Genomic DNA, 23,416 nt, shown 5'->3' on the forward strand with positions numbered 1-23,416 from the left:
GCGCTCGCGAGCGGCTTCGCTATCGCCGACCTACACCACGCGGTGGGACACGACCCGACGTGACCCGACGTGGCAATCGAGGCGGCGTCGACGACATGGCTTTCGATCCCCTCGGCCTCCAGGATTCGATGGATCCAGAAGCCGTCGAGACCCGCCTCCTGAATGACCACAAGCGCAAAGTGCCGGCCGGCGCGCGCCGGGCCTTGTCCTGAAGCTGGGCGCCAAGATCGGTGCGGATAGCGGCAGGCGCCGCAGACCGATCGGCTACAACACGCATGATTGGCCTCCACAGAGTTGTTGGTCAGCAACCCCACTCTGCCAGAGCGCAAGTCGCTATCCACCACCGGTCATGGGATCTTTGATGGGGCATCTTTATCCTCCGAATCAAAGGATGCACTATGGGCCAGGTTCTTCATGGGAGCGCCACGACGACAGAGGCGATCCGTCGAGCGATACAGCATAGTCAAGAGAGCCTAGGGCGCTGGCCAAACGCTATGGGATAAACCAGAAGACCGTCGCCAAATGGCGGGAGCGGGCCTCGGTGGCCGATCTGCCGACCGGTCCGAGAGAGCCGAGATCGACGGTGCTCTCGCCCGAGGAGGAGGCCGTCATCGTCGCCTTCCGACGCTACACTCTGTTGCCGCTCGATGACTGCCTCATGCCTTGCAACCGACGATCCCACACCTGACGCGCTCGTCACTGCATCGTGTCTGCAACGCCATGGCATCAGCCGCCTGCCGGACGTAGAAGGCGACAAGCCGGCGAAAGAAGTTCAAGAGCTATCCGATCGGCTACTTCCACATCGACGTCGCCGAGGTGCTCACCGAGCAGGGCAAGCTCCACATGTTCGTCGCCATCGATCGAACTCGAAGTTCGCCTTCGTCGAACTGCATGAGAAGGCCACCACTGCCGTCTCCAGAGACTTCCTGCTGCGCCTGGTCGCGGCCGTCCCCTACAGGATCCACACTGTGCTCACCGACAATGGCATCCAATTCACGACGCCCGGCGGCCGGCGGTTCGGCCGTGCCATTGATCAAGGAGGCCATCGCAAACGGCGAACGCTTCTGGGCCCATGCCTTCGAATACGCTTGCGCCACGAACGACATCGAGCACCGGACGACCAAGGCAAGGCACCCGTGGACCAACGGCCAGGTCGAGAGGATGAACCGGACCATCAAGGATGCGACCGTCAGGCGCTTCTACTATGAGAGCCATGATCAGCTGCGCCAGCACCTTGCCGACTTCATCTCGGCCTACAACTTCGGCCGCAGGCTCAAGACCCTCAAAGGCCTCACGCCCTTTGAGTTCATCTGCAACGCTTGGGCTGCACAGCCCGAACGCTTCAAGCTTAATCAGCTCCAGCAAATGCCGGGACTTAACATCTAGAGTCAAGGGCCGATGGGCGGTTCGTCGCCTGTCATGTGCGCGCTCCGGCCACAGATATCCCGGCCCAGTTAACTGTTGTGGCGGATTGTTCGCTCACCGGGGCATAACCGCATACCGTTTCAACTGCGATCGAAAACTGACAGGGAGCCGCTGACACTAACACTAACATTATGCCGAGTACGGCAAGAAGAAGATGAAGGAGAAGCCATGAAAAACCACTCACACCGAACGTTATTCTCCGGTCGAGCGGCAGGATCGGTATGATTTGGTTGGCTCGATTGCAACGAATGTTGCGGACGGCTTCACAATGGTAGCAGAATCGGGGATCTCATTGTCGCGGATAGCTACAATCCCGGTATCGGCGACGTCGTTACCACCCTGCGGGATCTTGCTGTGACGTTGGCAACATGGGCGGCGCTTAGTGACACGCCGGCAAGCGGTCGACTGATGGATCGCCCATGCCCGCATAACCCCAAACCAGCCCTTTCGGCGCCGATCCCTAGCTTTCCTGCCCGCAAAACAATCGGGTTGAGCAGGTAAACGAGCCTTGTAACGCGTGAAAAAAAAGGCCTTTATGGACGCGCACTAGGACCAGCGTTGAGGCGTGGCAAGCCGACATTGGCGCTTCTTACAAGTGGATATTGGTTAGGCTCGGAACTGACTCGAACCGGGCCTCGTACGTTCCCGTCGACCACGATAAGCGCTCGGGGCCTTGCCGAAAACTTCGCGGAAGCACTTCGAGAAATGGGAGGGCGAAACGAAGCCGCATGCGACTGCAATTTCAATAAGCGGCATCTCCGTCTGCTCGATTAGGCGCCTGGCCCATTCAAGCCTCAGGCGCAGATAGTACCGCATGGGTGAGCAGGAGACGTAGCGCTCGAACAGCCGCTCGATTTGACGCGGCGAAAGTCCGATGCATTTCCCGATGTCGTTCATGGGAATCGGGTCTTCGATGTGCTGTTCCATCAGGCGGACGACTTCAGCGAGCTTCTCGCTCATTCCTGCATGTTGAGCGCCGCTCGCCCATTGCCTTTCGGAACCGGAGCGCCACTGGCCGGCGGTCGTATGTCTAAAAACGGCCGATGCGCCTTCTTTCCCGAGGTTTTCGGAAATCAGTTCCAGCGCCAGATCGAAGGACGCGAACTCACCCGCGCAGGTCACCACGTCTCCATCCCGCACAAACAGGCTGTCTGTGACACGGAGGCGACCAAAAGTTTCGGAAAGTGCAGGCAGCTTCTCCCAATGGATTGTGCAGGCATTGTCGTTCAGAATGCCAGCCTCCGCGAGCAGCCAGGTTGCCGTGCCCAGCGCCGCAATCGGAATTCTGTGGCGTCTTGAGAGGCGCAGGAGCTTCATAAGCGAGGCCGGTGCCTGGTTTTCGACCCCTTCACCGGCGCAGACCACTATCATATCGGGCCTGTCGCTGCTCCGCAGGTCCGCCGCCACTCTGGCAAACATGCTCTTAGCAGACACAGATATGCCGCTGGCGCACTCAACTGGCCTGCCGTCCGAACTCGACACCAGCCATTCGAAGAAAGTGCGATCCGAGATCGAGTTCGCGACCCGAAGCGGGTCAACGAACGATGATAGAGTCAACTGCGAGAATCCGGGAACGAGCAGGATGACAATGCGACAGACAGTCGGCTCGGGGCGGGGAATGATGCCCTGCACTCTGCTGTCCCAGTCAAACGCATGCGTGTGGCCAATCGGCGGAAACATTGCATTCATTCAGCACTCACACTCGGATGCCCGCCACCGATCGCCACCGGGCTCGCCGAAGTTGACCTGCTTGTAACTTTGCTAGTCTGGATGTCATCGAACTGCAGTGCGTGGAGGATAGTATTTCCCGACTGAAACAGGAGAGACGGCCGAAACGATGCCGGGCTATCTGGGCAGGAAGCATGAGGACCATGATCTGGTCAGAGGGGCCCGTCATCACCGATCAGCCGGCTTTGCGGAGAAGGCCGCTCTCAGCTCGAAGGAGACGAGATCCTCCGCTTTGTGCCATTCACCTTTCACCCGGGTTCGACCCGCGTCATAAAAGCCCTTAAGCGACGCAACCGCCGGGTATCTTTCACCTGCAATCTCGATCTCGAAAGTTCCGTCGGAGAGCCATTGCGGGCTTACGCCGGTCTCGGCGTTCAGATAGCCCATGCCGATCCCACACCCGACGGTATGGCCGAAACCGGCCGATCGGAGATATCCGACAAGCGTTCCGTTGCGCCAGACAGGCTCCGTGCCGAACATCAGGGGCGCTGCGCCCGACACGGCAAGCTGGACAAGGCGGCGCCGTGGCGTTTTGCCGCGCTGGGCCTCCAATGCTGCGCGACCGATGAAGTCTTCCGCCTTGTTCCACGCAACCGTGAAGCCGAGCCCCGACTCCAGCGGAGAGTCTTCGTCCCCCACGTCGGACCCCCAGTCACGGTAACCGGCTTCAAGGCGCAGCGTATTCAGCGCCACATAGCCGGCGTGACGGAGGTCGAGGTCGCGGCCGGCGGCAACCAGCGCGTCATAGATTCCCAGGGTCTGCTCGGTCGGGACATGAAACTCCCACCCGAGCTCGCCGACGAAGGTCATGCGGAATGCCAGTGCCAGACCATAGCCGATTTCGATCTCGCGTGCCGTCGCGAACGGGAAGTTGGCTTCGGAGAAATCGGCCGGGCTGACACGGGCCAGCAGCTCCCTGGACCTCGGGCCCATCACCGACAGGGTGGCATAGCCTGAGGAGACGTCCGTGACGGCCACGTTGCCGGCACCCTTGGCATGCATCCTCAGCCACGCGAGATCTCGGATGCGCTGGACGGCCGCGGTGACGATGAGAAACTCCTCGTCGCCGATCCGCGCGATCGTCACGTCCGACTCCATGCCGCCGCGCTCGTTCAGCCAAGGTGTGTAAACGATTCGGCCGACCGGCACGTCGATGTCGTTGCTCGACAGTCGCTGCAGCAGCGCAAGCGCGTCGTTGCCCTGGACAAGAAGGTGGGCGAATGAGGTCTGGTCAAACAGCGCCACGCCAGACCGTGTCGCGTCGTGCTCCTCCCCGCTCTGCCCGAACCACTCGTCGCGAGTAAACGTGGCGTGGGAAGCCGGCGCCGAGTCGTTCGGTCCAAACCATTGTACCCGCTCCCAGCCTGCGACTTCACCGAAGTTTGCTCCCGCTTGTGCCAGTCGGTCATGCAACGGCGAAACACGCACTTCGCGGGCAGTCCTCGGGGACTTGTGCGGCCAGTGAAGGTTCCAGAGGTTGCCTACGGCCTCTTTCGTGCGGTCGTAAAGATACTTGCGGTTGCGTTGGAACGGCATGGCACGACGCACGTCCATCTCCCAATAGTCATTGGCGGGAACGCCGGTCGACATCCACTCCGCCATGACCTTGCCGGCGCCACCTGACGACTCTATGCCACAGGAATTGAAACCCGTGGCGACGAAAAGACCGGCAATGTCCGGAGCCGGTCCAAGCAGGAAGCGGTTGTCCGGGGTGAAGCTTTCTGGACCGTTGAAATTCAATTGCAGTCCAACATGCGCCAGCGCCGGCATGCGCGCGATCGCGGCCGCAAGGTAAGGCTCTATGTGGTCGAAATCTTCCGGCAGAGAATCGAAGCTGAAATCCCGCGGGATGCCGTCTATGCCCCATGGCTTGGCATGCGTTTCGAAGAACCCGACGAGGAGCTTTCCTGCGTCCGGCTTGGCATAGACCTTTCCGTCCATGTCACGGATCGTCGGCAGATCCGTGGGCAGACCGGGGATCGCCTCCGTCACGATGTAGAAGTGCTCCGCGGCATGCAGCGGAACCGTCCAGTTCAGATCCGCAGCGACATTCCGGCTCCACAGGCCCGTGCAGATGACGGCCTTCTCGGCACGGACCAAGCCTTCAGCGGTTTCGACACCGAGGAATCGCCCCTTCTCAACCACGATCCTTGTCACCTGGGATCGTTCCAGGATTTTCGCGCCACCCGATCGCGCGCCGGCGGCGAACGCCCGCGCCGTGTCGATGGGGTTGGTCATGCCGTCAGAAGCAATCCACGCCGCGCCGAGCACGTCAGTTATGTCAAGCAGTGGTACGCGTCTCTGAGCTTCGGCCGCGTCAATCATTTCGACTTCCAGGCCGAAAGACCTTCCCATCGAGGAGCCGCGTCTCAGTTCCTCCATGCGTGAAACCGTCGACGCGATCGTGATCGAGCCACTTTGCCGGAAGCCGGTCGGCTGACCCGTCAACTGCTCCAGATCCCGGAACAGTTCCGCTGAGTACTGGGCCAGCTTCGCCATGTTCTCGTTCGACCGAAGCTGCGTAACCAGCCCGGCCGCATGCCATGTTGTGCCACACGTCAGCTGGTCGCGCTCGAGCAGCAGGACGTCCCGATGGCCCAGACGTGTCAGATGATATGCAATCGAAAGGCCTATAATACCGCCGCCGACGATAACGTACTCTGTGTGTGAAGGCAGTTTGCTTTGCATTGAGGTCTCGGAAACTCGTGAACCGGTGGCTCTGCGGCTGGATCCGCATATTCTGCAAAACTATCAGGACGCGAGGATGATTTTCGCCGTTTTGGGAGGCGGAAAGCCGCAATTCTGCGTCTTTGACGGATACAGCGAAGGTGTTGGTCTTGTAAGTGTAGGCTGGCGAGGCTAAATAACGAGCGCTGGAGCATGCTGTATTCGCAGCAGGCTTCAATTGGGTCAGGGATTACGCTGGACCGAGATCCTTGCATCCACAGAACACGCGTCGCTATCGTAAGATTGCCGCACGAGCGATTGGAATCGGGCATTGAGATATCTGCCCTAGCAGTGGAAGGCCCTTTATGAACTATGACCGGATCGATGCTCGCATCCTTGAGCTTGTACAGAAGAACAATCGGCTGACATCCGAGGTCATCGGCGAGCAGGTGGGGCTTTCCGCAACCGCGTGCCAGAGGCGTCTAAAAAGGCTCCGCGCGGAAGGTATCATCGAAGCGGATGTCTCGATCGTCTCCGCAAAAGCGGTTGGCAGGCCGATTCAAATGATCGTGTTCGTCACCCTTGAGCGCGAGCGCGCAGATATCATCGATCGGTTCAAGAAAGAGATTAAGGCCACGCCCCAGATCGCCACTGGATTCTACATCACCGGCGAGTCCGACTTCCTGCTGTATATCACCGCGCGCAGCATGGAGGACTATGAGGAATTCACGCGCCATTTTTTCTATCAGAACGCCCATATAAAGAGCGTCAAGACAATGGTCATTGTCGACCGGGTCAAGATCGGCTTCGGCGTTCCGGTCGAGGATGGGATGGACGTCTGAAGAGCAGTCCTGGGCCGGCGTGGATAGCTGAGACGCTTCTCTATTCGGCGTGTTGAGGTCAAGCGCTACCGAGCTTTTCAGTGTCTCCGGCATTTTAACGTCTTCCGCAGGGCCTTGCTTCTCTCCGGGATCGGCGTTTCGCCCTCCCAATAAGTTTGGGTTGTCTAATCGCCGCTGGGACGTCAAGCATGTAATTGCGTCGAGACGACGCTGCCGGGTGCATGGTTGTCTTCGCGGTCGACATCATGCGGCAACCGATGTTGACCGCGAAGACAACCCGACACACGCACGGATACCCTGCACGACTGCGAGCACTTCCTTCTCCGCAAATCGCGCAAGCCCGGCGTCAGTGTACGCCCCATACCAAAGAAGGGCCCGCGCCCGAAAGCGCTGATCTTGAGCCGATCGGTACAGGATTCAGTTGCGATGCGCTCAAATACGCCCGAAATCGGCATTAGGATTTGTGATAATCGCGGCAAGCTGGCTGTAGGCGGTGAGCCTTGGCCGGATTTATTCTGCGACAAATCCGAGGGAGTTATGTATGGGAGTAGTTAAAGGTCCACAGGTATTCCCGCGCTCGGAATATCTGCGCAGGCTCGCTGCGGTGAAAGCGAAGATGGCTGAGTGTGATATCGCCGCGGTTGTCATCACCGACAATGCACATATCACTTACCTCACGGGTTCCGTGGCTCACTCTTATGACACGCGCGGTGTCGTCATCCTAGCTTCGCGGGAAGAGCCGGTCTTCATCCTACGGTGGATGGACGTTGCCGCGGCCGTGCAGGAGACGTTCATGGGACGCGACAGCATCATCGGCTACTCGGAAGAGTTGATGGGCGATCCCGACAAGAACGGCTACGACGCGGTGATCGATTTCCTGCTGGATCAGGGTCTTGGACAGAGCGGCCTTGGATTCGAGTTTTGCAACCTGACAGTGGATTCGGCGGAGAAGTTCAAGGGCCGCCTGCCGCAGGCGCGCATCGTTGACTTCTCGAACGTAGTCACCCGCATCCGTGCCCTCAAGTCCGACTTCGAAATTGCCGTCATGCGCGAAGCAGCGGCGATTTCGGACGCTGGTGTGCTCAGGGCTGCGGAGGTTATGCGCCCGGGCATGCGGGAGGCAGATGCCATCGCCGAAATTGTCGGGACGCTCGCCCGCGGAGCGAACGGCAAACCCGGAACTTGGATCGCAACACCTTATCTCTGCGCCACGTCCCGGATTGGAAATCCGCATACCACCTGGAGCGAAGACACCCTCAGGAAAGGTTCACAGGTCAATCTTGAGATCGCCGGCGTCCGGCATGACTACTACGCTCCGATCTGCCGGACCTATATCCTCGGCAAACCGTCCGATCGCTTGCTGCGCATCCATGAAGCGCAGCTCGCCGGCCTCGAGGCGGGGCTGAATCTAATCCGTGCCGGCGCCGTCAGCGGCGAAGTGGCCAAAGTGATTCACAACACAACCGAGAAACACGGATTCAAGAAGCGGTCGCGCGCCGGATATTCCATCGGTATCAACTGGATGGAAAAGACGACCAGCCTCAAGCTGGGCGATTCGACGGTTCTCGAGCCGAACATGACCTTCCACTTGCATCTCGGTTCATGGGTTGAGGAAGATTTCGGCTACGTGCTTAGCGAGAGTATTCGCGTCACCGAATCCGGGGTCGAGGTTATCACAAAGGCGCCGCGGCAACTTTTCATACTCGGCTGAGCCCACGAACAGCATCCCTCGATTGCTCTCAACTCGGAGCTAGGCCCGATGTCATTCATGAGCATGATTGCTTGCGAGGGAGCGGGCGCAGATGGTCGAGGCGTTCTTTTTCACCGCGGGTGACTCTGATATCGCGACATTCACCTCGTAGTGGCGGCGGCGCGGAACTAACAGTGCACTTCCCTCTTCGGGCAAATAGAAGTCCATAGACGGCATTGCCTTTTGCCCGAGCCTGCGCGACCTGTTCTGCGACCACCTTGGCATCTACATGTAGCGCCGAAAGGTATCGTAGGGATCTCTCGGCATTTGCGTCAATGATCTGCGCAGCGATGTCCGGTGAGAGCATCGATAAGAGGGCGACCCTGTCGGCGGCTACCCTTTGCGCTGTGATAACGTTCGTACGACACGGACGCCAACGTCAATGCGATAAAGGTCCGGTTATGTCGCAGACGGGCAGTTCTGTGGCGCTGCGGATCGCTGGTGTGACCAACGGAAATGCCGTGCATTCGAACAGGAGTCCGCGATTTCCGCATGCGCTGCGCGGAGCCGAGCAACGCAGGCCTTGATATCGGCCATGTTGATCGGCGGCCCGTCATTTATTTGCGGCATGAGCCCCGCATTCAAGTCCTGCAACAACTTGCTCCCGTCGATGCCGCCAATAACCACCCGCGCCCGATCGGTCGGATCAACGAATTCCTCCTCGCCGCCACCGCACAGAACCTAAAAAGGCTTGCAAGGTTGAGATCACTCATCCAGGCCGGACCGGCACCGGCCGGATGCGCCGAACTGGTACGATACACCGGCATAAAGCACAATGTTCCGTGCTGTTCCTGCTGGCGTGGCCTGCTCGACAATGGGAAGCCGCGCTGCATAGCCTTCGGCGGACTGCATCTAAATGATGCAATTGAGGAAGCACTCCTGCGTGTCGTCGAGCAGGGCGCGATCGCTGCCGCCGACGCCAAAGCACAAGCCGCCGTCATCAGGTTCGCGACGCGCTGATGCGCGATCTCGAAGCCGCCCGCTCCCGTGCCGACCGGGCCTTCCGGCAATATAATGCCGTCCGAGAACCGGCTGGTCGCGGCGGAACTGGAACAGCGCTGGAACCGGTCGCTCATTCATGTCAGCGAGATCGTGAGCAAGATCGCCGCGTACGATGCCGCCACTCCAAGGCCATCACCTGTGTTGGCGACGGACATCACGGCACTGGCTACAGACCTGTGGGCTGTCTGGTCGGCGCCGACGACTGATGACTACACTCTTGGTGCAGGCCCACAGGTCGAGATCTGGGACAACGAATTCGCTGCCTTGGCAGCCCGGATGGTCGTCGGGTAGCCAATCCTGCTGCACACTCACTCAAGCGTTGCCACGACCATCTTCGCCGCGGTAGCTGGGCAAGTAACGGGAGAGGTGTCCACGATCGTGAGAACATGCAGTTTCTTGCCCGTTGCGAGCTGTCGTGCACGAATTCCATTTACCAAACGTCACCTCGCCGGTGCGGCGAGGTAGAGCCTCAGGTTGTTCTTATTCGCCAAGAATCGGAAATGGTGTGATCGACCAATCGATTAAGTCGACGGCACGCTGAAGTATCGCCTCGGTCTCAGTAAGGCTGGGTGAAGTGGCGACGACATATCCCATACAGTCTCGGTAATCGCCTTTCCTGACGATCGGCGTCTTGGGTTCAATATAGAATTTGACCTCGGCGACACCTGGTATAGCAGCCGCCTGACTGTGGCCATCGATCCAATCAAGCGTGCCATCGCGATCAGCAATCAGGTGCCGCACGGCCGCAGTGTGCGTATGCCTTCTGCGCAAATTGCATTCCTCGCCGATGACAAGCTTGATGTGCTCGGTGACGGGATCGATACCGTAGGCCAGCTCGACCATCTGAGGAGTGGGTGCACCCGCAAGGCGCGGGTTGACTTCAATGACGACTGGGCCAAGCTCCGTCCACCGGAATTCAATGCAGGTTGGCCCCCAGCCAAGGCCGAGAGCTTGCAAACAGTTCAGCGAAACATCGGCGATATGTTTATGCTCGTCATCCCTTAGCGAGGCCGGATAGGTGAACTCACGATAGACGAAATGCGGTGGGCTGCCGAAGTCACCGGTGAAAATCCCAATGACCTCATCTCCCATTATGTCGGCGCAATAGTAGAGGCCTCGTGCGAATTCTTCGACCAGTATCCTCGGCGAAGACGCCCATATGTGCTTCCCGCCCAACAGATAGGTCGTATGCTCGGCTAATTCATCGACGTTGCGGCACAGTCGGACACCCATGCTGCCGATGCCTACAGCTGGCTTAAGAATCACCGGCAGGCCGATCTCCGCGGCAGAGCGTTCTACGTCCGTCGCATTCGCTGCTACGCGATAAGCAGGTATTGGAACGCCGGCCTCGGCGAGGAGTTGACGTTGAGCGAATTTGTCGCAGCATCGTTCAATCGACTCGGGATTCGGTCCGGGTAGATCGAAGTACCGGCAGAGCTTGCCGACTGTCGCATAGACCGACTCCTGGGCACTGGTTATGCCAGCAATGTCATACGTCGCAAGTAGCCGGGAACATTCGTGGATTAGCGCATCGAGATTGTCTGTATCGACACGGACTACCTCAATTCCTCCCGCTGCAAGATAGTCGTACTTAGCTGGATCAGCCAACAGGGTAATTGGATGAAGCGCAAGACGTTGGGCCGCTTGGACGTATCGCAGCATATTGCTTGCGCCTTCGACCAGGATGAGCGCTCTTGTTGCCATTGGATTTGACTCTCCGTTGCGTGCTTTGCGGCGGCCTGAGCGTAGTCGGCATCAGCTTATTCAGCCGTGCCTGACCTCAGACCTTGCGGTTAAGTACCATTGTCAGTGATTCCCGTTCGCAAAGATCCTGTAAATTCATTTGAAGGATCTGTTGCAGCGTTTGCCTAAGAGCCCGTGTGCCATCGAGCGTCTGAATCAATTTCGGAGGACAAATTGCATGTCACAATTCATTCGCGCGATCTTTGTAACTGCACCGGCGACTTACAGGCCGGTATCAAAGCTCTGGAACCTGATCGTGCCCTCGGCTACCCGGTTGCAATTGGGTTTCCCGATGATGCAGGGACTGAGTTAGTCTATTTCCGGCCTGGAGCTTACGAGCAGTTCAGGATGTTATGCTTGGCATCCTAACGCCCAAGCGGCTGGTCCGTGAGGCGTCGTGCTGAGCGCAGTCCGGACACAGAGCACGACCGGCATGCCAAGAGCGGGGCGAAGACGTGGATGAACATCGTCAAGCAGGTGAGCGGCGCCATCAGGCCGCCGGCACCCTCCACGGTCCGGTGAAATACCGGCCTGCTCGCAGGCAAACAGCGTGACCTCGTCGGAGATGAACAGGGTTAGATAGGATTCGGCGATGCACTTCAGTTCGGCCAGTTCGCGGGCGGGTACATCCGCATGCCGCCGGCGCCTAACACCAGCGGCTCGACAATGATCACCGCAGCCCTTTGGTTGCGGGTGAACGCCTCGAAGGCGCCGAGCGATCCACCATGCCGACGGCCAGAAAGGGGATTGTGTCGACCTCGAAGAGCAGCGCTCATAGCGGGATTGAAGGCGCCACGTGCACCGACGCTCATCGCCCCGATAACGTCCCAGGAGAGGTGACGGCTATCCGCCAAGCCGCTCGATCAAGAAAATGGCGTATGGAATTGACCGTTATGTGTTCGGTGGCCGCTTAGCAGGTTTTCAGTCGCGCGCAAGCTTCGATGCTGTGATGAACGTTGGGCGGAGCGGGATTCTACTGTCGGTCGCTGGCGGATAAATTTGCATCTGCGCTTGCGAAGATGTTCACGTCCGTGAAGCTCTCGGGCGTCGATGCCGTTTAAACTGCAGAGCCACCATTAGAAACGATCAGGCCTTGGCTTGGCAGGTTGCAGCGAGGTGACTGTCGTCCAGACCCTAGCCATCTGAAAACGCGATGGCGGGGTCCGGGACATTATATTGGCGAACTGAACGGCAAGTGGCGCATACTTAGCTTAGCGAGCAGCCGATCGAACTGCATCCGCCCGTCAACGCCGTCCGGAAAATTGAGCGAAGTGAAAGTGCACATCCAAGACATCCTTCTCGCGCCAGGTAGTGGCGCATTTTTCTATGACGACCAGGCTGCGATCGGCGCCGGCGCAACCCAGGATAGTCTCATTTATCCGGGCGAGCCGATAACGCCTGGGTTCACGTCAATTCGCGTTCCGGCATCTTCGCTCAGCATCGGGCTTGTTCTCACCGACGGCACCGTTGTTTGGGGCGACATGATGGGCGTTCAGTACTCTGGTGCCGGCGGACGTGATCCTTTGTTCGAAACTGCTCAAATCTCGGATTTGACGTCGCGGGTTGTGGTGCCCCGGCTTCTCGATGTCGACGTCTCTCGTTACCTCGATGCCTGCGTGAAGGTTTTCGAGCCCCTCGAGCACAAGCGGTTACCTCTCGCGATTGAGTATGGCGTCAGCCAGGCGCTCCTTCGCGCAACGTCCCATCTTCACCGTACGACGATGGCGGAAGTCGTATGCAGTGAATTTAACCTACCGCTACCAACGCGTAGGGTCCCGATCTACTGTCAGAGCGGCGATGCTCGCGAAATTAACGTCGATAAGATGATTCTGAAGGCCGTGGATGTGCTTCCCCACGGCCTGATCAACTCACGGCAGAAATTCGGCGTAGACGGCCAAACCTTCATGGGGTTCGTGAAGTGGGTTGCAATGCGTACGCGCGAAATCGGCCGCCCGGGGTACCATCCGGTGCTGCATTTCGATGTGTACGGCTGGATCGGCCAGGAAATCGGCCTGGAGCCGCAACGGATCGCCGATTTTATCTGCAAGGTTGCTGATACCGTCCCGGGGTTCACGCTCAACATCGAGTGCCCGGCGGATTTTGGTTCGAAGCAAGCTCAAATTGAGAACTACGCCAAGATCGTATCGAGTTTGGACAGCCGGGGTTCCAGTGCTCGCATTGTCGTGGATGAGAGATGCAACACGCTTGAGGATATTCGGCTCTTTGCCGAAGCGAGGGCCGCGCATCTCATCCAAATCAAGACCCCCGATGTCGGCTCATTGGCTGACACGGCACGCGCCGTGCTTCTGTGTAAGGAGAACAGGGTAGGGGCGTATGTCGGTGGAAGCTGTACCGAGACGGATCTCTCTGCTCAGGCATCGGTCCACATATCGGTGGCGACCCAGGCGGACATGATGCTGGCAAAGCCCGGAATGGGTGTTGACGAGGCGTTCTCGATTGTAGGCAATGAACAAAACCGGTTGCTGGCGATGCTGAATCGTCGGACGCAGGCCGAAAACGTTGGATGAAAAAGCACGGTGTCGCATGCAGAACTCTCTTGAGGGGATCACCGTCGTTGCTGTGGAGCAGGCTGTGGCCGCGCCCTATGTCTCATCTCGTCTTGCGGACGCGGGCGCCCGGGTCATCAAGGTCGAAAGGCCCGAAGGGGATTTTGCTCGAAACTACGATAAGTTGGTGCGGGGACAGAGCGCTTACTTCGTTTGGCTCAACCGAGGCAAGGAATCGGTTTGTTTGGACCTTAGGTCGGAGGCGGACCGTGCCGTTCTGGACTCACTTGTTGCTGCTGCTGACGTCTTTATCCAGAACCTGAAGCCGGGCAGTATCGAGAAACTGGGTTTCGGGTCTGCGGATCTGCGCCGACGCTTTCCGCGGCTGATCACCTGCGACATTTCGGGGTTTGGGGAGGGGGGGCCATTTTCCCACCTGAAGGCTTATGATCTCATCGTCCAGGCCGAAACTGGTCTGTGTGCTATCACCGGTACGCATCAGGGGCCCGCCCGGGTAGGGGTTTCGGTTTGCGACATTTCGGCAGGCATGACAGCACATAGTGCCGTCCTACAAGCGCTGTATCACCGCGAGGTCACCGGCGAGGGGACTAGCATTCAGGTGTCACTGTTCGATGCCGTCGCCGACTGGATGAATGTACCGGTTCTGCAACACGACTACAGCAGCTACCATACGGTGCGCGCGGGCGTCAAACACCCCTCACTGGCGCCGTATGGCGCCTATCGCTGCGGCGATGGCAAGGACGTCATCTTCTCCGTCCAGAATGACCGGGAATGGGTGAATTTCTGCGAGAAATTCCTGAAGCGGCCTGAACTCACACGTGCACTTGGTTTCGCCGACAACATGGAGCGCCTCGGTCACCGTCCGCAACTTGATGCGATCATCGAAGCGCGTTTCTCCAAACTGTCCAGCGAGGAGGCGATGCAGGAGCTTGAGGCGGCCGGTTTGGCATATGGGCGACTGAACGAAGTGGCGGATATTTCAAGGCATCCACATGTTCGCAGGGTTGAGATTGGTACCCCTGAAGGAACCGTGGAGGCGATAGCCCCGGCTGCGATCTTCAACTCTGAGCGACCCTCATTACGGCCAGTTCCGGCTCTTGGCGCCCATACAGACGCTGTCCGAGAGGAGGTTCGAGCAGGTTTGCGCGGAAGAGCCGCGTCAGCATGAGCGTGCCTCTTTTCGGGAAGGGAGCGCGATCGCGATTTACAGAGTGCATGCCTAGTCCTGCGTCCTCCGAGTGCCACGGCCGCCCAGCAAGCTCACTGACACCGCCCGCGCTAGAATCGACCGCAGAGGCGACTTCATGAACGACGCCGTTCAGGCCGTTGAAAGCCCGATGTCTGTTCCCCGCTGGAGATCTCTCCTCTTCGTTCCTTCTCATGTTCCGCGTTTTGTGGAGGCCGCTCATGAGCGCGGGGCAGATGGCATCATACTCGACCTCGAGGACTCCGTTCCCCAGGATCAAAAAGATGAGTCACGAAGGCAGCTTTCTGCGTCCGTGACAAAGGTGGGCCGCAAGGGCGGATATGTTTTAGTTCGCGTGAATCGTGGTTTGCGCGCCTTGGCGGCAGATCTCGATGCAGCCGTGATTGCGGGTGTTGATGCACTCGTTCTTCCGAAGACGGCTTCGGCAGAGTGGGTATCAGAGATCGCGAATGCGGTTTCGGAACTTGAACGAGAAAGAAATCTTGCCCAGGGACGCATTCGATTCGTTGCCCAAATAGAGACTCCTGGAGCATTGCAAAGTCTCTCAGCCATTGCGTCGGCCCATCCCAGGATGGTTGCAATGGCGCTGGGTCCTGAAGACTTCAGTGCCTCTGTTGGCGGTGCCCCGGAACTCGACCTTCTTTTGACACCGAACCTTTCTGTTCTGTTTGCCGCTCGCGCCGCAGGCTTGCTACCGCTTGGCTTCGTAGGAAGTATCGGCGAGTTCTCAGACAATGATAGACTTCGTGAAGCCGCGGCGCATGCGCGGCGGCTTGGCTTTGCCGGAGCTTTGGCGATCCATCCAAACCAGGTTGCCATATTCAATGAGGCTTTTTCGCCAAGCCCACAGGAACTCGAATGGGCCCGTCGTGTCCTCGCGGCGGAAAAAGATGCGACGGCGCAGGGCAGAGGCGCGTTCGCCTTGGACGGAAAGATGGTCGATCCACCGGTTATCCGAAGGGCACGAGAAATCATCGCCACGGATCCGGGCACCGAGTTGGCCGTTTGAGGCCTCAGCAGGTTGGTCAAACCAGATTGGGACGACACGACAGCAAGGCGTCATGCAGCTCGGCACAATTATTGCTGTCGCGCCATCACATTTCGAGATAGATTACGTCAATTGCAGTCCGCCCTCGGAAGAGTACCCGTGGAAATCAGGCAGTTAAGATACTTCGTTGGCGTGGTCGAAGCAGGCAGTTTCACGAAGGCCGCTGGCTTTCTGAATGTCGCCCAGAGTGCGCTGAGTCTGCATGTGCGCCAATTGGAGGAAGGCTTCGGGACTCAGCTGCTGATACGCGACAGGACCGGCGTGAGCGTGACGGCGTCAGGAGCCAAACTGCTCGAGCGGGCGCGGGCAATTCTCAAAGAAATTCGACTTACCGAGGTGGAATTGACCAACACAGCCGCTTCCCCTGCCGGGGAGGTGACTATTGGCATTCCGTCTGGAGCTGCTCGCGTCCTGAGCGGTCCGCTGCTTGAGGCGGTGAGAAACGAACTGCCCAAGGTTTCCCTCAAGATGGTCGAGGGCATGACGGGACCGTTGGAGGAGTGGATGGCCGCTGGACGCTTCAATCTGGCGGTTCTGTACCGCACCGCAGACAGTGTGGGGCGAATGACGGTGCTAGCGCGCGAAGACCTTTGTCTGGTGGTTCCGTCCGGCGAGCCACCGTTTGAAGATGCGATATCTCTGGCTGACCTGCATGCATTCCCCCTGGCGGTTCCCATGCGCAACAACAATGTCAGGCGTTCGGTGGCTGATGTCGTCGCACAACACGGTTGCGCGCTGGACGTCAAGTTTGAAGTGGACTCCCTCTCAACGATCATCAACATGGTCGTAGAGGGAAAAGCGCATTCTATTCTCGCCCCGTCTGCGGTTCAGAAAGAAGCCTCCCAAGGGCTGGTCCGGACTGTCAAGATCGTCGATCCGGTGATTACCCGCTCCGTGGTGCTTGCTGTAAATCCCAAAGATGAGCGTTCTGCGGCCGTTTCTGCGGTCCGCAAGCTCATTCCGAAGGTCGCCAGAGCATTGATTGAAACCCGGGACTGGGCAGCGGTGGCGCCTGAGGCGACCTGACAACCTAACCTGTAAAGCTGGGCATAATCTTTTGCGGCCATCAGGACCAGCCCGATCTGGATTCGAGATGGATTTCGGCAATATTCGATATTTGACCCGCCGCGACCATCGCGATGAAACTGGCTCAAGCGAGTTCAGCAGTTTCGATATCGAAACTGCGCTCGTATGGCAAGAATTCAGTCAAGTGGAGCCCGCGATGTCCGACGCTAAGAGTTACGAGCTCTTCATTAACGGCAAATGGCGAGCCGGTGGTAGCCGAGCCACTTTGCCGGTGATCAACCCGGCGACGGAGGAGGTATTTGCCTCAGTGGCCTCGGCTACGGTTTCAGACTTGGATGAAGCTCTTGCTTCGGCAGAACGCAGCCGCAGGGCGTGGTCCTCACGACCCGCCAAAGAGCGTGGCGAGATCCTCGTCTCTGCCGCCAGCATTCTGGCAGAGAAAGCTGGCGCCGCAGCCAGGGACCTGTCGTGCGAACAGGGAAAGACGATTGCCGAAGCGACAGGAGAATACGCGCGCGCAGTCGAAACGCTGGAATGGAATGGCCGGCATGCCGATGAGTTGTCGGCCCCGATTCCGTTGGGCTCGAACAGGATGATAGCCCCCGAGCCGCTCGGTGTCGTCGCTGCATTTACGCCATGGAACTATCCGGCCGTTCTTATCGCCCGCAAGCTCGCCCCCGCGCTGGCGGCAGGCTGCCCGGTGATCCTCAAAGGGGCCGAGGAGACGCCAAGCGTGGCTGTCCATATCGTGGAATCTTTGCGTCAAGCAGGGATACCGGAAGGCGTGGTCAACCTGGTGTTCGGTGTTCCTGTGCATATATCGCGGCATCTGCTCAGTTCGCCAATTGTGAAAGTCTTGACGTTCACGGGGTCGACCGCTGTTGGAAAACAGCTGGCCACGCTGGCCGCGAATAATTTGCAGCGCTGCATCCTTGAGCTCGGTGGACATTCCCCGGTTATTGTGTGCGAAGATGCGGATCTGGCAAAGGTGATACCGGCTATTTCGGAATACAAATTCGAGTGCGCGGGCCAGAGTTGTAATGCGCCCAGCAGGATTCTTGTCGCCCGATCCCGCTGGGAGGAATTCCTGTTCCGGATGACGGAGGCGGTCCGAAAAATCAGGATCGGTCCACCAGATGACCCTGCAACGCAAATGGGGCCAATGGCAAACGCGCGGCGAATCGAGGCCATGCAACGCCTGACCAAAGATGCGGTAGAGGGCGGCGCCCGCATCGAGACCGGTGGCACCCCCCTTGACCGACCGGGGTTTTACTGGCCGCCAACCATCCTGACGGGCGTACCGAAGGAAGCGAGAGTGCTTCATGAAGAGCCGTTCGGACCGATTCTCACCGTGGCGCCTTTCGATACGATCGAAGAGGCGATCGAGGAAGCCAACGCCACCGAGTACGGGCTGGCCGCCTACTTGTTCACTGGCGTTGCCGATACGCAAGAGAAGCTTATCAATGGTCTTTCTGCGGGCGCTGTTAGTGTGAATTACCTGAAAGGGGTTTCCGCTGATGCCCCTTATGGAGGAGTCAAGCAAAGCGGCTATGGATATGAAGGCGGCGAGCAGGGGGTGCGAAGCTTCCAAATCCTTAAAATGGTGAATGGCCTCGGTTCATTTGGATAAAATCCGGTGGGAAATAGAACACGGACCATCGCGGGCAAGGACATCACAAGAAGCGTCGCCGACGCCCTTCAGTACATCTCATACTACCACCCTCCAGATTATATCCGGTCTCTTTCTCACGCATACACGCGAGAACGGAGCCCGTCGGCGAAGAACGCCATAGGTCAGATTCTGCTGAACTCCCGCATGGCGGCCTTTGGGCGGCGCCCGATCTGTCAGGACACCGGACTTGTGGTGGTCTTCGCAAAGGTCGGCATGGATGCCCGCATCAAGTCAACCGCCAGTTTCGCTGATCTTGTGAATGAGGGCGTACGCCAAGCCTATCTCGATCCGGACAATCCCCTTCGGGCATCGATCGTTGCGGATCCGCTCGCCACACGGATCAACACCCGCGACAACACACCGGCAGTTGTCCATGTCGACCTGGTGCAAGGTAACCAGATTGAGATCACCATCGCCGCGAAAGGCGGCGGGTCGGAGAACAAGGCACGTTTTACCACCCTCAATCCCAGCGCCTCCGTTTCCGACTGGGTGGTCAATACCGTTTCGACCCTTGGCAGCGGGTGGTGTCCACCTGGACTGATCTCTGTCGGCATCGGTGGTAGCGCTGAAAAGGCGATGCTGCTGGCCAAGGAAGCCATGAACGAGCCCATCGATATGGCGGAACTGATCGCAAGGGGGGCGATAAGCCCAGAAGAGGGACTGCGGATTGAGCTTTATGAGCGGATCAATGCGCTTGGCATCGGCGCCCAAGGCCTTGGTGGTCTGACAACAGTCGTTGACGTCAAGGTTGCGACCTATCCTACTCATGCGGCTTCCAAGCCCGTGGCGCTCATCCCGCAATGCGCCGCCAACCGGCACCTGAAGTTTACTTTGGACGGCTCTGGACCCATCAGCCTCCAGCCGCCCGATTTGCGCGAATGGCCCGACATCGGAGCCGACGAATTGAACCCAGCCGGCGTCCGGCGGGTCAATTTAGATACGCTGACGAAGGAAGAGACGGCATCGTGGCGCTGCGGTGAAACGCTCCTGCTGTCTGGAAAGATACTGACGGGCCGTGACGCTGCCCACAAACGAATGATCGAGCTGCTCGATGCCGGCAAGCCGCTTCCGGTCAACCTGCGGGGACGCGTGATCTACTACGTCGGCCCCGTCCGGGCAGTGAGGAATGAGGTCGTTGGACCCGCTGGTCCAACAACCTCCAGCCGCTTGGACGATTTTACGGACAAGGTGCTCGCCGAAACCGGCCTTTTCGCGATGGTCGGCAAAGCGGAAAGGGGACCGGCGGCCATCGAGTCGATTGTAAGACACAAAACGCCCTATCTTGCTGCAGTGGGTGGCGCTGCGTACCTGATTTCAAAATCGATTAAGAAGGCGCGGATCGTTGCCTTTGAAGACCTGGGCATGGAAGCCATCTATGAATTCGATGTGCAGGACATGCCTGTTATCATGGCCGTCGATGTTGAGGGAAACTCCATTCACAATTCCGGGCCTCTTGAGTGGCGTAAGCGTATGGCGGCCGACAGCATCGCACGCAACATCGGCGTTTGAGTCTTCCCAGTTGGGCGATTTCGGCCAGACTCCAGCGTCAAATTGTTGGGCACACCGTAAGACGAGCGGCATTTGCGGTGCCTTGCGCCTCGGCGAGCCGGACGAGCAAGGCCTTCAATTCACCCCAATAGCTGAATGTGCCACTGAATACTGCATTGAGTATGCCGTCCACGCGATCGAGGCTCGAATGCTGTCGCGCGTCTATCAAGTACGGCAGCGGAGATTCAAGAAAATGGGTTATCTATTTATTCGGAGGTCTCCGCCGCCGCCGACTATTCTCTCCAGCTGCATCATTGCCCCGTTAGGCGTCGGGGCGATAGCCAAAGTACTTCTGCAGCTTTTCTCAGCGGATCGCTCTCCCTCAGCTGATTGCCGTACCCATTCTGGCACATCTCGGGCCGAGAACGGATGCCTTCCACTACTACATTCGGTCATTCAAGATGGATAGAATTGATCGGCGCACAACGCGCTGTCATCGCTGCTTGAGAGCAACAGGTTATGAAGTCGAAACCCGATCCCGTGCAACTCGACAGTTGGGACGTCCGGATTCTCTCCGAGATTCAGGCAGACGGTCGGATTTCAAAAAGTGAGCTTGCAAAACGAGTTCATCTTTCGGCGTCGGCCTGTTCGGAGCGGCTCCGAGCACTCAAGGCCGCAGGGATTATTGAGGGATTCTATGCGCGACTGAGTCCTGCCCTCATTGGCGGCATGATCTTTGTGATGGTAGAGGTCGTGCTGGATCGCCATCGTCTTGAGGACCAACGACACTTCGAAACTGCAATCCAAGAGATTCCGGAAATCCTGGACTGCTGGGCAATTGGGGGGCGCGTCGATTATCTGATGCGGGTCGCATCTCGTTCTATGGCCGCCTATCAGGATTTCATGGAGGGGCTGCTGCAGGCAGGCTTAGGGATTGATCAATACTATAGCCTTGTCGTTACGAAACCAGTGAAGTCCAATTCACCGATACCCTTGTCCGCCCTGAGGCAACGGTAAAACCCGAAAAGCTTTAGTTTCTACGGCGTTTGGCATGGATCCCGTAGATTCGTTTGCAAAAAGCGTCCATTCCGACGAAACTCAAGGGACATTTGCGGTATACTAATTGCTGGAAAAGGTGGCCGAGCGCTATCCGCCAGTTGATGGCGAGGAAGGACGATGCGCTTGAGCAATCTGGAACCGATCAATTCCAGGAGACGGATCGAAGCAGCCATCGGACGCACTTGGCCAGCACGGTTGCGGCGAGAAGCCAAACCGGATCGTGCCTGGGGAGGAGGCGTCCATATCTGAGATGCGAAGTGCCGAAAAGTGCCTCTACAGCTATCTCAAGGGGGAACCTTCGCCCTGGATTGGCGATCAGTGGCGATTGAGCTTAGTCGCGGTCAGCGCATCCGTGTAGGGGGCGAAATCTACAGCGAGGAATTGGCAAGCCGACGGGTAGCGGGAGTGCAAGCTGGCCCGCTCGGCCTTGGCGAGCAAACCGGCCCTCGACGCCTGCGGATATTCGGAGATCGCTCCATCTCCTTTTTACGTCGTAAATTCGTTGCTGTTCGAGATTAGGAGATTGTCTGTCCTGTTTGACATTGCTGGTCTCCGCAGGCTTCTGAGCGAGGAGCATCGCTGAGCCGCGGTCGCGTAGGTGGGTGACAAGGCCGGTCACGCCCGCCAGCCGAGTGGTCTTCGAGAAGGTGGAGGTTGCGCTACCGGCTGGAGAGAATGGTGCCAGTTTTCACAAGACAAGGGGTCGCTTAATCGAATGGGCGTCTAGTTCATAGATTGCGAACAGATCATGGGGGATTTGAATAGTGCTACTGACCGAGGCAGAGCTGAAAAAAGTTGCGAATGCCAGTCGAGGACATAGAGCCGCATCGATCGTTCTAAAGGAAGAGATGGCCGCAGCTACAGCTAGATCGTCATTCGACGTTTTTCTGTCACATTCGTTCAAGGACGCAGAGATCGTTCTCGGTGTGAAGCGAATTTTTGAGGAGCTTGGGTTCACTGCTTATGTAGATTGGATCGAAGATTCACAATTGGACCGCACAAAGGTCTCCTCTGCCACTGCCGAGTTGCTGCGGACCCGTATGAGGCAGTCAAAGACGCTAATCTATGTGCATTCAAACAATTCTCCAGGATCCAGATGGATGCCTTGGGAGCTTGGCTTTTTCGATGGCTTTCGGACCGCGGTAGCAGTTCTCCCCGTGGCAAAAAATTCTTCGGAAACATTCTGTGGGCAAGAATTTTTGGGCCTATACCCGTACATCGATGGGACCGGACCTGCAGTCCTGTTTATAAACAGAGGGACCGCGTCTAGCTCAAGACTAGGCTCTGTAAGCTCGACTGCAAACGTTACGTTTGCCAAATCATGGCTTAAAGAATTTGCTGGCACAAAATAGAGGTGCTCTGAAGTGAAATATCCTGGACTTTATAATAGCGCCGACATGGCGTCTAACGAGCAGCAGGCGACATTTCTTAGCCTGATCCGGGCAGAGTACGTTCTTCTTTTTTCGGCGTCTGTTCTCTCTTTGGATTTGTGGCCATCAAAGGCCTATTTCGGTGTGTATGCTGCGGTGTTTCTTTGCTCAATGGGAATCCTAATTTTCCGGTCGGTCACAAAGCCCGAGCAGGTCTGGTATCAAGCTAGAGCTTTGGCAGAGTCAGTAAAGACATTGACCTGGCGCTTTGCGATGCGAGCACAGCCGTTCGATGACACGCGTGCGGCCGACGCTAGAGCTGATTTTCGCAAGCTCATGGAAGGTATCCTTGATAGCAATCGTCACCTTGGCAGCGCGTTGAGCGGCACCGATTCAGCATCCCCTCAAACAACCGACGAAATGATGTCAATAAGGGACTCCCCGCTAAAAGAACGAAAAGAGCTATATCTGCAGAAACGAATTTGCGAGCAACGTAAGTGGTACGAGAAGAAAGCGCGCTCGAACAAGAGATCCGCAAAAATTTGGATGGGCCTTGGTGTCATTGCTTACGCTCTGGGGTTCTCGTTCATCGTAGTACGCATCGCTGACCCAGCGATACCAGGCTGGCCGACAGAGCCGTTAATCGTTATTGCCGCCTCGCTTATCGGGTGGACCCAAATCAAGAAATTCAACGAATTGGCATCGGCTTACACGTTGACAGCTCACGAGATCGGATTGACTGCCGACCTTATTACGGACGCCAACTCTGATGAGGCATTCTCCGCAGCGGTGAACGAAGCCGAACTGGCTTTCTCAAGGGAGCACACCCAGTGGGTTGCTCGTCAAAACAACTAAGAGACA

At 57.9% G+C, this 23,416-nt stretch carries 15 protein-coding genes and 3 pseudogenes; 13 read left to right on the forward strand and 5 right to left on the reverse strand.

The window, feature by feature from the left end; translation table 11 throughout:
* Positions 1–65: 65 nt before the first annotated feature.
* Positions 66–217, reverse strand: a pseudogene (locus E5X88_RS27685) (IS110 family transposase); the annotation flags it as partial.
* A gap of 181 nt (positions 218–398) precedes the next feature.
* On the opposite strand from E5X88_RS27685, the pseudogene E5X88_RS27690 reads away from it, so the two are divergent.
* Positions 399–1,386 (forward strand): annotated as a pseudogene (locus E5X88_RS27690) (IS481 family transposase).
* Between the two features lie 645 nt (positions 1,387–2,031).
* Here the strand turns inward: E5X88_RS27690 and E5X88_RS27695 are convergent.
* Together E5X88_RS27695 and E5X88_RS27700 are read right to left on the reverse strand one after the other, a co-directional pair.
* Entirely contained in the window at positions 2,032–3,114 is a 1,083-nt protein-coding gene (locus E5X88_RS27695; protein WP_292166987.1) for a GlxA family transcriptional regulator, read from the reverse strand.
* Positions 3,115–3,321: 207 nt separating this feature from the next.
* Entirely contained in the window at positions 3,322–5,841 is a 2,520-nt protein-coding gene (locus E5X88_RS27700; protein WP_292166990.1) for an FAD-dependent oxidoreductase, read from the reverse strand.
* Between the two features lie 344 nt (positions 5,842–6,185).
* Between E5X88_RS27700 and E5X88_RS27705 the strand changes: the two genes are divergently transcribed.
* The 4 genes from E5X88_RS27705 to E5X88_RS27720 all read left to right on the forward strand — a co-directional run bounded on the left by E5X88_RS27705 (position 6,186) and on the right by E5X88_RS27720 (position 9,705).
* On the forward strand, positions 6,186–6,662 hold the full coding sequence (locus E5X88_RS27705; protein WP_292166992.1) for an Lrp/AsnC family transcriptional regulator: 477 nt from the start codon (positions 6,186–6,188) through the stop codon (positions 6,660–6,662).
* A 541-nt stretch (positions 6,663–7,203) separates the two neighbouring features.
* Entirely contained in the window at positions 7,204–8,373 is a 1,170-nt protein-coding gene (locus E5X88_RS27710) for a Xaa-Pro peptidase family protein (RefSeq protein WP_292166993.1), read from the forward strand.
* A gap of 531 nt (positions 8,374–8,904) precedes the next feature.
* Complete coding sequence (locus tag E5X88_RS27715; protein WP_292166997.1) at positions 8,905–9,372, forward strand: hypothetical protein; 468 nt, start codon at positions 8,905–8,907, stop codon at positions 9,370–9,372.
* A gap of 54 nt (positions 9,373–9,426) precedes the next feature.
* Entirely contained in the window at positions 9,427–9,705 is a 279-nt protein-coding gene (locus E5X88_RS27720) for a hypothetical protein (RefSeq protein ID WP_292166999.1), read from the forward strand.
* Between the two features lie 189 nt (positions 9,706–9,894).
* Here E5X88_RS27720 and E5X88_RS27725 read toward each other — a convergent pair whose 3' ends face one another.
* The gene (locus E5X88_RS27725; protein WP_292167000.1) at positions 9,895–11,118 is read right to left on the reverse strand and encodes an acetyl-CoA carboxylase biotin carboxylase subunit family protein; all 1,224 of its coding nucleotides are present in this window, start codon (positions 11,116–11,118) and stop codon (positions 9,895–9,897) included.
* A 552-nt stretch (positions 11,119–11,670) separates the two neighbouring features.
* Positions 11,671–11,984, reverse strand: a pseudogene (locus E5X88_RS27730) (aminotransferase class III-fold pyridoxal phosphate-dependent enzyme); the annotation flags it as partial.
* 450 nt (positions 11,985–12,434) lie between these two features.
* Here E5X88_RS27730 and E5X88_RS27735 point away from each other — a divergent pair.
* From E5X88_RS27735 to E5X88_RS27770, 8 genes are all read left to right on the forward strand, one after another.
* Complete coding sequence (locus tag E5X88_RS27735) at positions 12,435–13,685, forward strand: methylaspartate ammonia-lyase (protein WP_292167102.1); 1,251 nt, start codon at positions 12,435–12,437, stop codon at positions 13,683–13,685.
* A gap of 16 nt (positions 13,686–13,701) precedes the next feature.
* Positions 13,702–14,853, forward strand: a complete 1,152-nt coding sequence (locus tag E5X88_RS27740) for a CaiB/BaiF CoA-transferase family protein (RefSeq protein WP_292167002.1) — start codon at positions 13,702–13,704, stop codon at positions 14,851–14,853.
* Between the two features lie 136 nt (positions 14,854–14,989).
* Positions 14,990–15,901 carry a CoA ester lyase gene (locus E5X88_RS27745; RefSeq protein ID WP_292167004.1) on the forward strand — a complete coding sequence of 304 codons (912 nt, stop codon included), beginning with the start codon at positions 14,990–14,992 and terminating at the stop codon, positions 15,899–15,901.
* Positions 15,902–16,039: 138 nt separating this feature from the next.
* Positions 16,040–16,966 (forward strand): LysR family transcriptional regulator, encoded by a 927-nt coding sequence (locus E5X88_RS27750; protein WP_292167005.1) that lies wholly within the window; start codon positions 16,040–16,042, stop codon positions 16,964–16,966.
* A gap of 196 nt (positions 16,967–17,162) precedes the next feature.
* Positions 17,163–18,596 (forward strand): NAD-dependent succinate-semialdehyde dehydrogenase, encoded by a 1,434-nt coding sequence (locus E5X88_RS27755; protein ID WP_292167104.1) that lies wholly within the window; start codon positions 17,163–17,165, stop codon positions 18,594–18,596.
* A gap of 6 nt (positions 18,597–18,602) precedes the next feature.
* Positions 18,603–20,147 (forward strand): fumarate hydratase, encoded by a 1,545-nt coding sequence (locus tag E5X88_RS27760; RefSeq protein WP_292167007.1) that lies wholly within the window; start codon positions 18,603–18,605, stop codon positions 20,145–20,147.
* Positions 20,148–20,645: 498 nt separating this feature from the next.
* The gene (locus E5X88_RS27765) at positions 20,646–21,143 is read left to right on the forward strand and encodes an Lrp/AsnC family transcriptional regulator (RefSeq protein WP_126038228.1); all 498 of its coding nucleotides are present in this window, start codon (positions 20,646–20,648) and stop codon (positions 21,141–21,143) included.
* A gap of 1,406 nt (positions 21,144–22,549) precedes the next feature.
* Positions 22,550–23,410, forward strand: a complete 861-nt coding sequence (locus E5X88_RS27770; protein WP_292167010.1) for a DUF4231 domain-containing protein — start codon at positions 22,550–22,552, stop codon at positions 23,408–23,410.
* The last annotated feature ends 6 nt before the right edge of the window (positions 23,411–23,416 follow it).

The sequence above is a fragment of the Mesorhizobium sp. genome, from assembly GCF_004962245.1.
Lineage (GTDB): Bacteria > Pseudomonadota > Alphaproteobacteria > Rhizobiales > Rhizobiaceae > Mesorhizobium.